Here is a 13,111-nt window from a genome sequence, read left to right as displayed (position 1 = left end):
TCGGTCTTGTGGAGGAGGGGCCGCGCTGCGAGCGCCGCCCCGCCTCGGCTCACGCTCAACCGCGCGCGAGCATCCACCCCTCTACCTCGTCAGCCGTGCGCGGAATGCCGGCCGACAGGTTCTCGGCCCCCGACTCGGTGACCAGAATGTTGTCTTCGATGCGCACGCCGATGCCCCGGAACTCGGCCGGCACGGTGAGGTCGTCTGGCTGAAAATAGAGCCCGGGCTCGATCGTGAACACCATGCCGGCTTCGACGATGCCGTCCATGTAGAACTCGCGTCGCGCCTGCCCGCAGTCGTGCACGTCGAGGCCGAGGTGGTGCGAGGTTCCGTGCACCATGTAGCGGCGGTGATAGCCCGCGTCTGGCGCGAGGCTCTCGGCCGCCGTGACCGGCAAGAAGCCCCATTCGGCCGTCTTGTGCGCGATCACCTGCATCGCCGCCGCGTGAATCTCTCTGAACCGGATGCCCGGCCGAACCACCGCGAACGCCGCGTCTGCCGCCTCGCGCACGGCCTCGTACACCTGCCGCTGCACCTCGCTGAACCGACCCGAGACGGGCAGGGTGCGGGTGATGTCGGCCGTGTAGTAGCTGTCGAGCTCGACGCCCGCGTCGATGAGAATGAGGTCGCCGGGCACGACCGGGCCGTCGTTGCGGGTCCAGTGCAGGATGCACGCGTGGGGGCCGCTCGCGGCGATCGTGTCGTAGCCGACCGTGTTGCCCTCTGCTCGCGCGCGCCGGTTGAAGGTTCCTTCGACGAGACGCTCGCCACGGGGGTGCGCGGTGATGGCGGGCAGGTCGGCGATGATGTCGTCGAACCCGAGCCGCGTCGCGTCGACGGCCTGACGCAGTTCGGCGATCTCGTGCTCGTCTTTCACGAGCCGCAGCTCGCTGAGGTCTCGAGCCAGTTCGGTGTCGCGCGCGGTGTCGACATCGTCGAGAGCATCCGTCAGCAGTCGCGCCGCGTCGAGACGGTCGGTGAGCGCGCGGTCTGCTTCGCGCACGATGAGGGTCTCGCCCGGCAGCCCAGAGTCGAGGCGGCTCAGCAGCGAGTCGAGCTCGTCGAGGCCCGCCGTCGCCACGCCGAGGTCGATGGCGACGTTGCCGAGCGAGGGTCGCCGACCCGTCCAGAACTCGCCGATCTCAGGGTTGGCGTAGAACTCGTCCGCGTCGCGGCCCGCAGCTTCGCGAAAGTACAGTGTCGCCTCATGCGTGTCGCCGACCGGTTCGAGCACGAGCACACTGCCGGCGACGGCGTGCGAACCCCAGCCCGTGAGATGCGCGAACGCCGAGTGCGCGCGGTAGGCGTAGTCGGTGTCGTTCGAGCGCTGCTTCGCCGGCCCCGCGGGCAGGATGAGTCGCACTCCCGGGTACAGCTGCGACAGTCGCGACCGCCGCGCCGCAGCGAATCGCGCCGCAGGCCGTTCTGACACCCCCGCATCGGGGCGCTCGGCCCACTGGCCCGAGATGTAGGTCTTGAACGTGTCGCTCGCCGGAGTCGTCGAACGGTTCTCGGTCGCGCGCGGAGCATCCGTCGATGCAGCAGGTGTAGTCGCAGTGCGGTCAGCCATGCGCCCATTCTGGCACCGCAGGCCTCGCCAACCCTGACCGAGTGTGCCTGTTGCGCGCGACGGTGCCCGCCCGCAACGTGCACACGTGCGCGCAACGGGCACAGTCGGCGCGAAGGGCGCGCGCCCGACGAGCGACGTCAGTTCAGAATGACGCGCGCGACGATCGGCCGGTGGTCGCTGCCGTCGCCGTCGTGCGTCGTGATGACGCGCATGCCGGTCACCGCGATGTCGGGCGTCACCATGATGTGGTCGATGGGCGCGCCGAGCAGGGGCGGCAACCGGGTGGGCCAGGTGCCGACGGCGCCGTTGCCGGTGAGCAGGCCGGCGCTCAGGCACTCACCGAAGCCGAGGCCAGCAGTGCCCGCCGCGGGGTCGACGGGGCGAAAGTGGTCGGGTGTCGCGTTGAAGTCGCCCGCCATGATCACGCGCTCGCCCCGGCAGATGCTGTCGAGCCAGCGAAGATCGGCCCGCCAATTCTCGAGCTGGTGGGGCAGGGGGGCGACGGGATGCACTCCGACGATCGTGATGCCCGACGGGTCGAGCGGCCGCAGCACGACGCTCGGCAGCACCGAGGTGTTGCCGCCCTCGTGGTCGATCTGATGCTGCCCGAGGGCCGCCGAGACGAGCACGCTCGTCGACCGCGCCTTCGATACATCATCGAACGCGATCGAGTAGACCCACATGGCGCGGCCCTCGCGCCGCGTGAGCTCGGCGATCGCCACGGCGGCGTCTCGACTGGTCTCGGGCAGCACGACGATGTCGGCCTCTTCGGCGATGATCAGTTCGGCGATGCGCTCTGCGCCGGGGGCATCACCAAGGGTGTTCCACGACAGCACGGCGAGCTCGGCGGGCGCTCGGGTCGGAAACGATTCGTCGCCGAAGCCCCGCACCGACAGCACGGCGACGTTGATGCCCGCGAAGATGACCGAGACGAGTGCGAGCGCGGCCAGAAAGCGCCGCGCGGCCGGCCACAGCATGGCGATGAGGGCGAGCGTGAAGGCGCCGATGAGCGCGAGCACGGCGCTGAGCGCACGCACCGAGACGAGCTGCGCGACGATGGGCGCGCTCGAGACTCCGAACAGGTTGGGCCACGCGATGACGAGCAGCGCCGCTGCGACGCCGACGACGATCACGGCGGCGAGAAAGCGGCGGATCATGATGCGCCGAGCCTACCGGCCAGCACCGCACCGCGAGCGGCCTAGCATGGGAGCATGCCCCGTGGCCCGATCGACCTGCACACCCACAGCAGTGTCAGCGACGGCACCGAGACCCCCACCCAGTTGATCAGGGCGGCGCTCGCCGCGGGGCTCGACACCGTCGCGATCACCGACCACGATTCGACTGCGGGGTGGAACGAAGCGATCACGGCCGCCGAGGGCACGGGTCTGCAGGTGATCCGCGGCATCGAGTTGAGCACGCGCCACGAGTGGCGCAGCGTGCACCTGCTGGGCTACCTCTTCGACCCGAACGACGCCGAGCTCGTCGCCGAGACGGGTCGCACTCGAGACGACCGTCTGGGTCGCGCCGAGCGCATGGTGGCGCGACTGGCTGAAGACTTCGACATCACCTGGGATGACGTGCTCGCCCAGAGCGGGGGAGTCACGATCGGCCGCCCCCACATCGCCGACGCCCTCGTCGCGCGCGGCGTGGTCGCCAATCGCAGTGCGGCTTTCGAATCGATTCTGCACTTCAGTGGCGGCTACTACTTGCCTCACGAGGCCCCCACCGTTCTTGACGGTGTGCGGATGATCACCGCAGCAGGCGGCGCCGCCGTACTCGCTCATCCCGCCACCCGCGGCCGCGAGGCCGTCGTCGATGAGCGGTCGCTCGCCCGCCTGGTCGAGGCCGGACTCGTCGGCCTCGAGGTCGGCCACCGCGAGAACACACCTGAGGGGCGTGAGCGGTTGCTCGAACTCGCCGCCGAGTTCGACCTGGTCACGACCGGGTCGAGCGACTATCACGGCGAGGGCAAGCCCAACCGCCTGGCCGAGAACACGACGACGCCCGAAGCTCTCGATCGCATCATCGCCGCGACGAGCGGGGTCGAGCCGGTGAGGTCGTAGCGTCGAGGAGGAGATGGTGAGCGAGCACTCTACGACGCGCCGTAGCCCGAGCATGGCCAATGAAGTGGGCATTGGAGTCGTGGCCGGGGTTCTCTGGCTTTTCTTCGCAGCAATCGGTGTCCTCCTTGCTGGACTATTGGCACTCGGCGCCTTCGTCGCGACGTGGGCCAATGAGGAGCCCGTGTTCTCCGCGCCGATTGAATGGCGCGCGACCGCTCACAGCGAAGAGTGGCGATGGGAGCAAACCCCGGTTCTCGTTCGACTCGAGCTGGACGGTTCGGCGTGGGTGGAGCGATTCCCGATCGCTCCGATGTCAGAAGGCCCTTTGTCGGCATGGATCGGCAATTGTGTCGACCCGCGCTACACCTCGACTTATACGGGGCCCGCTTCGTGGTCGTCGGCCATCGGCGGTGGAGTCGAACTCGTTGTCTTGAGTTCGACTGCACGCATCTCAACTCTTCGTCAGAACTGGACCGCTCCCAAGATCTACGGGTGCGACGACATCTTCGACATCGATCTCGAGCTCGTCTGCGGTGATCCTGGCTTCGGTGAGCGAGATGACTGGACACCGTGTCTCGCTGACCGACCCTAAGCTCGGCCGAGCGACTGCCGCTCCAGTGCCGTGAGAGCGTGACACGGTGTTCCGGGCGAAGACTCCGTCTCTGAGTTCGCTGCACAGCAAGGCCCCGACAGTGACGTTTCTCGCCGCCGCCGAAACCCGAAAGAAGTACGTCGTCATCGACGCGATAGACCGGGTGGGCACGGTCTGGGCGACGCCGTGGACCACGGATGCAGAGTCAATCACAACGTCACAGTGGCTCCAGGTTGCGCTCGGCCTCAGACCAGGGCGGATTGCTCTGCGCAGTCATCGTCGTCAACGGCGACACAGATCCCTCCGCGCCCCAGTGACACCGCGATATCGACTCGCTATCATGAGCCTATGAGTGTCGTGGTGGTGGGCGAGACGCTGCGAGAGCTTCGACGAGACGCGGGAATGTCGCAGCGTGCGCTGGCCGTTCGGTCGGGAGTGCCGCAACCGAACATCGCCGCCTACGAGAGCGGCCGCCGACGGCCGGCGCCCGAGACGTCTGCGCGGCTGCTGGCAGCTCTGATGGTTCCCGATCTTGCTCGGCTTCGCTCTGCACGCGACGACATACTGCGTGCTGCCGAACGACGGCGCTTGAGCGATGTTCGCGTGTTCGGTTCGGTGGCGCGCGGCGATGCTGAGGTGGGCTCTGACGTCGATCTGCTGGTTCACCCCGCTGCCGACGCGTCGCTCTTCGATCTCGCCGGATTCATGGCCGAGGTCGAAGACCTGTTGGGAGTCACGGTCGACGTGGTCTCAGACCGCGGAACAGGCCCCGCCATGCAGCGCATCCGTGCCGAGGCAGTCGCGCTGTGAACTCGAACGACCGCATCGCCGCAGTTCTCGCTGACATCGCTCGTTTCGCGGTGACGGCTCGCCGTGTCGTCGCTCGGGGCCATGAGCGCTTCACCGACCCTGACGATGATGACCAGCGCCGCATCGCTCGGTCACTCGTCATCGACCTGTCGTCTGCTGCTGACCGCCTGCCAGAGACGTTTCGTGATGCGCACCCCGAGATTGACTGGCAGGGCATTCGCGCCGTGCGCAACTTCATCGCCCATGACTACGACGGCACTGACGAAGAGATTCTCTGGCAGGCCATCGCTGTGCAGTTTCCCCAGATCGTCGCCGCGCTGCTCGACTCTGATCGCGACTAGTGCGCCGCCGCCGCGGGTGAGTCGTCCCCGTGCGGCTCGGGGGTCGTCGTCGGCGTGCGACGCACGAACAGCACGGCCGGAATCGTGAAGGTGGCGATGATGGCGCCGACGGTGAAGGCGGCGCGCACCCCCTCTTCGGTGACGGAGGCCTCGGTGGGGTCGGCGCCGCCGAACGCCGCGGCGACCGAGATGAAGAGGGCGATGCCCGCAGCACCGGCCACCTGCTGCACGGTGCCGACGATGGCGCTGCCGTGCGAGTTGAGCTGCGGGGGCAGCGCCGAGAGCCCGTTCGTGAGCAGCGGGGTGAAGAGCAGCGCGAGGCCCAGGCTCAGCCCGATGTTGGCGGCGGCGATGAGCCACAGCGGGGTCGTGGCGGTCAGCATCGCCATGCCCCACATCGACACGGTGAGCAGCACCGCGCCGGGCAGCACGAGCGAGCGCGGGCCGACGGCGTCGTAGCGACGGCCGATCCACGGGGCGAGCAGCCCCTGCAGCAGCGCGCCGGGCAAGATGATGAGCCCCGAGATGAGCGCCGTGGCACCCATGACGTCTTGCACGAACAGCGGAATGAGAATGATGGCGCCGAACAGCGCCATGGCCGCGACCATGACGATGGCGATCGACATGGCGAACTGCCGCTGGGCGAAGGTGCGCAGGTCGAGCAGGGCTGCGTCGGTGCGCTGCAGCACGAGCTGACGCCAGACGAAGAGCCCGAGCGCCACGAGCCCGATGGCGAGCGCGGTGAGGGCCGCCGTGGTCGCCTCCGCCACATCGCCTTCAGCTTCGCGGCCCGCCTCGCCGAGTTGCGCGAGCCCGAACACGAGGCCGCCGAAACCGGGGATGGAGAGCAGCACAGAGAGAACATCCAGTCGGCCGGGGCGAGGCTCGCCCACGTTGACGACGCGAATCGCCCCGATGACGAGCGAGGCGACCGAGAGCGGAATCATGGTGATGAACAGCCAGCGCCAGTCGGCGAAACTCAGAATGAGGCCAGACACGCTCGGTCCGAGTGCGGGCGCGACGGCGATGACGGTCGAGATGAGCCCCACCACGCGGCCTCGGCGATCGGCGGGCACGAGGCCGAAGACGGTCGTGAACAGCAGCGGAAAGATGATGCCGGTGCCGGCGGCCTGCACGACGCGCGCGAGCAGCAGCACCTCGAATCCGGGGGCGATCGCGCCGATGACCGTGCCGAGCGTGAACAGGCTCATCGCGAGCAAAAACATGGGCCGGGTCTGAAAGCGCTGCAGCAGGTAGCCCGTGATCGGAATCACGACCGCGAGGGTCAGCATGAACGCCGTCGTCAGCCACTGCGCGAGCGAGGCCGTGATGCCGAGCGAGTCGATGAGGGTCGGAATCGCGACGCCCATGAGCGTCTCGTTCAGGATGACGACGAACGTCGAGCCGAGCAGCAGCCCGATGACGAGCTTCGTCGACGCAGGAATGGTGGAGGGGTTCAGCGACTCATCGGTGCTGGCAGAGGGTGCAGGCATAACGGAGTGAACCTACCGGATACCACCGAGATTCCCGAACAGCGAGAATCGCGCGAGCGGTCAGTTCGCTGCCGCCGACCCGTCTGCGGTGGATGCTCCGCCTCCTGTGCGACGCCGGCGCCGACGTCGAGGCGTGCCAGAGCCTTCGGCGCGAGCCGAGCCGTCGCCCGACGACTGCGCTGCCGCCGCCGGCCGGTCGGAGCTGCGCTGGCCGCCGCCCGACCCGCCGCGCGAGCGCGGGGGCCGCGAGGCCTCTTTCTCGACGCGGGGAATGGGCGTGGCCTTCAGCCGGCCCTTCGAGCCCTCGGGAATGTCGAGGTCGGTGTAGAGGTGCGGCGACGAGCTGTAGGTCTCGACCGGTTCGGGCTGCCCCATCTCGAGCGCGCGGTTGATGAGCGCCCACTTGTGCATGTCTGCCCAGTCGACGAAGGTGACGGCGATGCCGGTCTTGCCGGCGCGGCCGGTGCGGCCTGCGCGGTGCAGATACGTGTCGTGGTCATCCGGAACCGTGTGATTGATGACGTGCGTGACGTCGTTGACGTCGATGCCTCGAGCGGCGACATCGGTGGCGATCAAGATGTCTTTCTTGCCCGCCTTGAAGGCGGCCATCGCGCGCTCGCGCTGCTCTTGGTTGAGGTCGCCGTGCACGGCTGCGGCGTTGTATCCGCGATCGTTGAGCTCTTCGACGAGCTTCGCCGCGGCGCGCTTGGTGCGGGTGAAGATGATGGTCTTGCCTCGGCCCTCGGCCTGCAGAATGCGGCCGACGACCTCGTCTTTGTCGAGCGCGTGCGCCCGGTAGACGACGTGCTTGATGTTCGCCTGCGTGAGCCCCTCGTCGGGGTCGGTGGCGCGAATGTGGATGGGCCGAGTCATGAAGCGGCGGGCCAGGGCCACGATCGGGCCCGGCATGGTCGCCGAGAACAGCATGGTGTGGCGCGTCGGCTTGGTCTGGGCGAAGAGCTTCTCGATGTCGCTCAAGAAGCCGAGGTCGAGCATCTTGTCGGCCTCGTCGAGCACCATCACCTCGACGTTGGCGAGGCTCAGCAGGCGCTGGCTGGCGAGGTCGAGCAGGCGGCCGGGCGTGCCGATGACGATCTGCGCACCCGCCTTGAGCTGCTCGATCTGGCCCTCGTATGCCTTGCCGCCGTAGATGGAGACGATCTTGACGTCGCGGTTCGCCGAGGCGATTTCGAGGTCTTGCGTCACCTGCACGCAGAGTTCGCGCGTGGGCACGACGACGAGCGCCTTGACCCCCGGCTCGGGGTGCAGGCCCAGGTGCTGAATGAGCGGCAGGCCGAAACCGAAGGTCTTGCCGGTGCCGGTCTTCGCCTGGCCGATGATGTCTTGGCCGCTGAGTGCCAGAGGAATGGTCTGCTCTTGAATGGGGAAGGGCGAGAGAATGCCCTTCGACGCGAGCGCGTCGACAATGTCGGGCTCGATGCCCAGATCGGTGAAAGTCACTGTGGTGTGTCGCCTGTCGTTAGGTCGGTAAGCAGTCAGTTTAGCCGTCGCGCGCGGTCAGACCGGCTGATCGCCTAGGCTGAGCGCGTGGCTTCGTGGTTTCGGCGGTCTCGCCCTCGTGCCGAGGCTCCCACTCTCACGCCGCGCGACACGGCTGCGGCGGCACTTCGCGTCGACCTGGGCGAGCTCGCGCCAGCCCCCGACGTGTTTCTGGGCCACTGCGCCGCACTGCATTTGACGTTCATCGAGCAGTTGACGGCGGCGATGGCGAACGCGACGCGCGTGGCCGACAAAGATGCTCTGGCGCGCGCCGTCGGCACCGTGCTCGATCGCTATCGCGTGCTCGCGGTCGAGCTCGAGCGACTGCACCTCGACAAGACCGATGTCATGCAGCCCCACATGGCCGGGGTCGAAGAGTTCAAGCGGCGCACCGAGGGCGGCGAGTGGTATGAGCAGGTGGCGAGTGCTCACGTCACGATCGGTTTTCTCACCGACTTCTGGATTCGGCTGTCTGGCGGTGTGCCGGGCGAGCTCGGTCAGCGCGTCGCCGAGGCGCTCGCCGAGGGCGACGTGCAGTCGCCGCTGCACCGCATTCTCGAGCGCGCGATCGCGGCGAACCCGCGCCTGTCGTCTCGACTTGCCCTCTGGAGCAGGCGGCTCGTCGGCGACACCATGCTGCAGGCTCGCTCGGCGCTCACCCTGCACGCCGACAGCTCGCGCGACGAAGCGCAGATCGAGCCGGTGTTCACCGAGCTCATCGCCGAGCACACTCGGCGCATGGATCGCCTGGGCCTGACGGCCTAGGTCACGCCTTCGCGGGCGCCTTCGCAGCGGTGCTCGGCTTCATGAGGCGCTCGAGCAGCTCGGCGTCTGCCGCGTCTCGGCGCTTCGGCAGCACGAGCGCGAAGGCGAGCGCCACGAGGGGGCCGAGCACGAGCGAGATCACCCAGATCCACCCTCCGTCGAACGTGAGGCCGAGCCACACGCAGATCGCCCAGACGGCTGCCGTCGCGGCCGCCCCGACGAGCGGCACGACGAGCAGCCCGTGCGTCTGGCGGCCGGGCACCAGGTAGCGCACGCCGAGCGCGAAGGCCGAGCCGATGACGCTGACGAAGAGCAGTTCCATGCCAGCGAGACTACTAGCCGACGAAGCCGACGCGGCGGGCCGAGTCGCTGCCGATCTCGACGTAGCCGATGACCGCTGTCGGAACCAGGTATTGCTTGCCCTTGCTGTCGGTCAGGCTCACGAGGGGCGCGCCCTTCTCGATGGCGGCGGTGATCGCTGCGGCGATCTCCGAGGCCGACTCTGACGACTCGAAGGCGAGTTCTCGGGGGCTGTTCACGATTCCTATGCGAATGTCCACGGTCGCCAGCGTACCCGGCACGCGGGCGGGCGTCGGCCCTGTTCACTGAGGGCGCACCGGTCTGAGCACGGTTGCCAGACCGGTGCATGGTCGACGCGCGGGCGCCGCGTCGGCGCTCGCCGGTAGCGTGGCACCGTGACCACCTTCGCCGCCGCATCGACGCGTGTCGAGGTGGCGCCCGTGACGCTCGATGAGGGTCAGCAGCGGGTGGTGGATGCTCGCCTCACGCGCGGCGCGATCGTGCTCGGTGCACCAGGGTCGGGCAAGTCGTCGGCGGTGGTCGAGCTCGTCGCGGCCGCCGTGCTCGATGACGGCCTCGACCCGGCGAGCGTGCTCGTGCTGACTCCGTCGCGCCGCACCGCAACGCTCGTGCGCGACCGGTTGGCGGTGCGCCTCGCCGTCGACTCACCGACGCTCGGGGCACTGCCGGGGCCGCTCGCGCGATCGGTCGCCGCATACGCCTTCTCGGTGGTGACCGCCGCGCACCGGCTGGGCGGTCTCGCCGAGCCGAGACTCTTGAGCGGTGCCGACCACGACGCCGACCTCGCCGAGCTGCTCGACCGCGACGTGCTCGAGACGGTGCTGGGCTCTGCCGCCGCGAGCGGTCCGGCCTGGCCTGAGCATCTCGGGCCGGAGGTGCGGCGGCTCGCCGCGTTTCGCACCGAGCTGCGCGACGCCATCGCGCGGCTGAGCGAGCACGACTGGAGCACCGATCGGCTGCGCTCGGCTGCCCGCGAGCGCTCGACACCCGAGTGGCTCGCGATCGCCGACTTCGTCGACGAATACCGCGACATTCTGGGCGCGTCGAGGCCCGGGCAGCTCGACCCGGCCGAGCTCGTGCGGGCCGCAGTGGGGCTCGTGCGCGACCCCGTGCCCGGCATGCCCCCGACCCCGCGGCTGGTCGTGCTCGACGACGCCCACGACGCGACGCCGAGCGGATTCGACCTGCTCGCGGCACTCGCCGAGCGCGGTGCGACCGTCATCGCCCTCGGTGACCCCGACCTCGCCGCGAACACCTTTCGCGGGGCCGAGCCCGATGCGCTCGCGCACCTGCCTGCTGCGCTCGGGTGGCGCGACTCGACGCCCATCGTGCTGCCGAGCGTGCATCGCCACGGTGCGGCCGTGCGCGGGCTCGTCGCCGACGTGACCGCGCGCATCGGCACGGCCGCGGCGGGCACGCAGCGCCGCGCCACGGCCCGACTCGAGGGCGACGACGATGCGCGGTCGATCGCCGCCGAGTGGGGCGGCCCGCTCGTCGCCCTCGAAGCGTCGAACCCCACGCGCGAGCGCGCCCTCGTCGCCGACCTGCTGCGCGAGCGGCACCTGCTCGACGGCGTGCCATACGGCCGCATGGCCGTGATCGTGCGCAGCGGGGCGATGGTTCCCGCGCTCGTGCGGGCGCTCGGCCAGGCTGAGGTGCCCGTGCAGAGCACGGCTGCCGGGCGACCGCTGCGCGAGCATCCGGCAGCCCGTGCCCTCATTCGCCACGTCGAGATCGGGGTGGGCCGCGCCCCGCTCGATGCCGAGGCCGCGAGCGAACTGCTGCTCGGCCCGCTCGGCGGGCTCGATCGGGTGGGCTTGCGCAGACTGCGTCGCGCCCTGCGCGCCGAAGAACTGGGCGGCGGCGGCGATCGCACCGCCGATGAACTGCTCGTGGATGCTCTCAGCGCGCCCGACCGCCTCGCCACCCTCGACCACCGCATCGCTCGCAGCGCTGCGCGGCTGGCCCGCACGCTCGCCGCGATCGGCGAGCGGCATGCCGACTCGGCGACGGTCGACGAGCTGCTCTGGCTCGCGTGGAGCGACGCGCACGTCGCCGAGACCTGGCAGCGCGAGGCGTCGGGCTTCGGTGTTGCCGCGGCCGAGGCCAACCGAGCGCTCGACGCCGTCGTCGCCCTGTTCACCGCCGCGGCGACGATCGTCGACACCGTGCCCGACGCCACGGTCGAATCGTTTCTCGCCCGCGTGCTCGACAGCGATGTCGGCGACGACCTGCTCGCACCACTGCGCTCAGACGATGCCGTGCTCGTCGCGACGCCCTCGGCCGTGACGGGCCTCGAGGCCGACGTCGTCGTCATCGCCGGGCTCACCGAAGGCGTGTGGCCCAACACCCGCGTGCGCGGCACGCTGCTCGGCGCCCCGCTCATCAGTCGCCTCGCACGGGGGCTGCCCGTCGACGACATCGACGAGCGGCGCATCGTGCTCGACGACGAGCTGCGCATGTTCGCGCTCGCCGCGAGCCGCGCGCGTCGGCAGCTCGTCGTCACCGCGACAGCCGGCGACGACGATCAGCCGAGCGCGCTCTTCGCGCTCGTGCGCGAGCACGCTCGGCGTGAGCGCGCCGAGAGCCTCGGCCTCGACGCCACCGAGTCGAGCCCCGAGGCCGTCGTCGCCCTCGACACCGCCATCGCCGCCTCGGGCGCACGACCGGTGCGCGCTCGTTCGCTGCGCAGACTCGTCGGGCGCCTGCGACGCGAACTCGTCGACGACGACCGGGTTGCTCGCGATCGAGACCGGGCCGAGGCGGCGCTCGCACTCGCGCGGCTCGCCGCCGAGCGGGTGCCGGGGGCCACCCCCGACTCGTGGTGGGGCATGCTGCCGCCGTCGACCGGTGAGGCGCTGTTCGAGGGTGACGAGCTGGTGTCGTTGTCTCCGTCGAAGCTCGACGCGATCGAGGCCTCACCGCTCGACTGGTTTCTCGACCGCATCGCACCCGGTGAGTCGAGCCCGGCGATGGGCATCGGCACGATCGTGCACTGGGCGATGGAGACCGCGGTCGAGCCCGAGGTCGACGCCGTCTGGGCGGCCATCGAGAGCCGCTGGAACGAGCTCGTCTTCGAGTCTCCCTGGCTTGCCGAGCAGCAGCGCCGCCTCGCGCGGCGCTACGCGCTCGGGGTCGCCGGCTACTTGCGCGATGCCGAAGCCGAAGCGCGCGGGCTCGTCGCCGCCGAGCAGCGATTCGAGGTGACGGTCGATCGGGCGCGCGTCAGCGGTGTCGTCGACCGCCTCGAAGTCGACGCAGACGGGGGCGTGCGCATCATCGACCTCAAGACCGGCGCCCCGCTCACGAAGCAGAGCGAGATCGACGAGCACGCACAGCTCGGCGCCTATCAGCTGGCCTACGCAGACGGCGCATTCGACGAGATTCTCGACACGGTGCTCGAGGGCCTGCCGCACCACGCAGGGGGCGCCCGACTGCTCTACGTGCGCGAGGGCAAAGGCGGCGCCGACTACCGCGAAGCAGTGCAAGAGCCGCTCGATGACGAGCAGCTCGAGGGCTTTCGCGAGCGCCTGCGCCAAGCCGTGTCGGCGATCGCTGTGGCACGGCTCACGGGCGTGCGCACGATCGATCGCTTCGACTTCTCGGGTCTTGCGCATCGCATCCATCGGGTGGGGCCGGTGACGGGCGATGAGTGA

12 protein-coding genes are annotated in these 13,111 nt (G+C 69.6%); 6 read left to right on the top strand and 6 right to left on the bottom strand.

Annotated features, from left to right (window positions below; genetic code table 11):
• Positions 1–55: 55 nt before the first annotated feature.
• Both KIT89_RS06765 and KIT89_RS06760 read right to left on the bottom strand, forming a co-directional pair.
• Positions 56–1,570: an aminopeptidase P family protein gene (locus KIT89_RS06765; protein ID WP_297603858.1), complete on the bottom strand. Its 1,515-nt coding sequence runs from the start codon at positions 1,568–1,570 to the stop codon at positions 56–58.
• A 137-nt stretch (positions 1,571–1,707) separates the two neighbouring features.
• On the bottom strand, positions 1,708–2,727 hold the full coding sequence (locus tag KIT89_RS06760; protein ID WP_297603857.1) for an endonuclease/exonuclease/phosphatase family protein: 1,020 nt from the start codon (positions 2,725–2,727) through the stop codon (positions 1,708–1,710).
• 54 nt (positions 2,728–2,781) lie between these two features.
• Here KIT89_RS06760 and KIT89_RS06755 point away from each other — a divergent pair, with 54 nt between their 5' ends.
• The 4 genes from KIT89_RS06755 to KIT89_RS06740 all read left to right on the top strand — a co-directional run bounded on the left by KIT89_RS06755 (position 2,782) and on the right by KIT89_RS06740 (position 5,376).
• Positions 2,782–3,633 (top strand): PHP domain-containing protein, encoded by an 852-nt coding sequence (locus KIT89_RS06755; RefSeq protein ID WP_297603856.1) that lies wholly within the window; start codon positions 2,782–2,784, stop codon positions 3,631–3,633.
• A gap of 52 nt (positions 3,634–3,685) precedes the next feature.
• Positions 3,686–4,225, top strand: a complete 540-nt coding sequence (locus tag KIT89_RS06750) for a hypothetical protein (RefSeq protein ID WP_297603855.1) — start codon at positions 3,686–3,688, stop codon at positions 4,223–4,225.
• Between the two features lie 348 nt (positions 4,226–4,573).
• The gene (locus KIT89_RS06745; protein WP_297603854.1) at positions 4,574–5,035 is read left to right on the top strand and encodes a helix-turn-helix domain-containing protein; all 462 of its coding nucleotides are present in this window, start codon (positions 4,574–4,576) and stop codon (positions 5,033–5,035) included.
• On the top strand, positions 5,032–5,376 hold the full coding sequence (locus tag KIT89_RS06740) for a HepT-like ribonuclease domain-containing protein (RefSeq protein ID WP_297603853.1): 345 nt from the start codon (positions 5,032–5,034) through the stop codon (positions 5,374–5,376). Before KIT89_RS06745 ends, KIT89_RS06740 begins: the two co-directional genes overlap by 4 nt.
• Here KIT89_RS06740 and KIT89_RS06735 read toward each other — a convergent pair.
• A complete protein-coding gene (locus KIT89_RS06735; protein ID WP_297603852.1) occupies positions 5,373–6,869 on the bottom strand; it encodes a DHA2 family efflux MFS transporter permease subunit in 1,497 nt (498 codons plus the stop codon). The two genes, KIT89_RS06740 and KIT89_RS06735, sit on opposite strands and share 4 nt — an antisense overlap.
• A 60-nt stretch (positions 6,870–6,929) precedes the next feature.
• Positions 6,930–8,330, bottom strand: a complete 1,401-nt coding sequence (locus KIT89_RS06730) for a DEAD/DEAH box helicase (protein ID WP_297603851.1) — start codon at positions 8,328–8,330, stop codon at positions 6,930–6,932.
• A gap of 87 nt (positions 8,331–8,417) precedes the next feature.
• Between KIT89_RS06730 and KIT89_RS06725 the strand changes: the two genes are divergently transcribed.
• A complete protein-coding gene (locus KIT89_RS06725; protein WP_297603850.1) occupies positions 8,418–9,134 on the top strand; it encodes a ferritin-like fold-containing protein in 717 nt (238 codons plus the stop codon).
• Position 9,135: 1 nt separating this feature from the next.
• Here KIT89_RS06725 and KIT89_RS06720 read toward each other — a convergent pair whose 3' ends face one another.
• Both KIT89_RS06720 and KIT89_RS06715 read right to left on the bottom strand, forming a co-directional pair.
• Positions 9,136–9,456 carry a hypothetical protein gene (locus KIT89_RS06720; RefSeq protein WP_297603849.1) on the bottom strand — a complete coding sequence of 107 codons (321 nt, stop codon included), beginning with the start codon at positions 9,454–9,456 and terminating at the stop codon, positions 9,136–9,138.
• A 13-nt stretch (positions 9,457–9,469) separates the two neighbouring features.
• Positions 9,470–9,694 carry a DUF3107 domain-containing protein gene (locus KIT89_RS06715; RefSeq protein ID WP_297603848.1) on the bottom strand — a complete coding sequence of 75 codons (225 nt, stop codon included), beginning with the start codon at positions 9,692–9,694 and terminating at the stop codon, positions 9,470–9,472.
• A gap of 135 nt (positions 9,695–9,829) precedes the next feature.
• Here KIT89_RS06715 and KIT89_RS06710 point away from each other — a divergent pair, with 135 nt between their 5' ends.
• Positions 9,830–13,111 carry a UrvD/REP family ATP-dependent DNA helicase gene (locus KIT89_RS06710; RefSeq protein ID WP_297603847.1) on the top strand — a complete coding sequence of 1,094 codons (3,282 nt, stop codon included), beginning with the start codon at positions 9,830–9,832 and terminating at the stop codon, positions 13,109–13,111.

It is taken from the genome of Microcella sp., from assembly GCF_025808395.1.
GTDB lineage: Bacteria > Actinomycetota > Actinomycetes > Actinomycetales > Microbacteriaceae > Microcella.
The sequence above is the reverse complement of the archived record's forward strand: the minus strand, read 5'-3'. Positions and strand labels throughout refer to the sequence as shown.

Excerpts from the sequence above, each read along its gene's own strand:
- KIT89_RS06720 (WP_297603849.1), bottom strand. The coding sequence starts at position 9,456 with ATGGAACTGCTCTTCGTCAGCGTCATCGGCTCGGCCTTCGCGCTCGGC.
- KIT89_RS06765 (WP_297603858.1), bottom strand. The coding sequence starts at position 1,570 with ATGGCTGACCGCACTGCGACTACACCTGCTGCATCGACGGATGCTCCG.
- KIT89_RS06755 (WP_297603856.1), top strand. The coding sequence starts at position 2,782 with ATGCCCCGTGGCCCGATCGACCTGCACACCCACAGCAGTGTCAGCGAC.
- KIT89_RS06760 (WP_297603857.1), bottom strand. The coding sequence starts at position 2,727 with ATGATCCGCCGCTTTCTCGCCGCCGTGATCGTCGTCGGCGTCGCAGCG.
- KIT89_RS06735 (WP_297603852.1), bottom strand. The coding sequence starts at position 6,869 with ATGCCTGCACCCTCTGCCAGCACCGATGAGTCGCTGAACCCCTCCACC.
- KIT89_RS06745 (WP_297603854.1), top strand. The coding sequence starts at position 4,574 with ATGAGTGTCGTGGTGGTGGGCGAGACGCTGCGAGAGCTTCGACGAGAC.
- KIT89_RS06750 (WP_297603855.1), top strand. The coding sequence starts at position 3,686 with ATGGCCAATGAAGTGGGCATTGGAGTCGTGGCCGGGGTTCTCTGGCTT.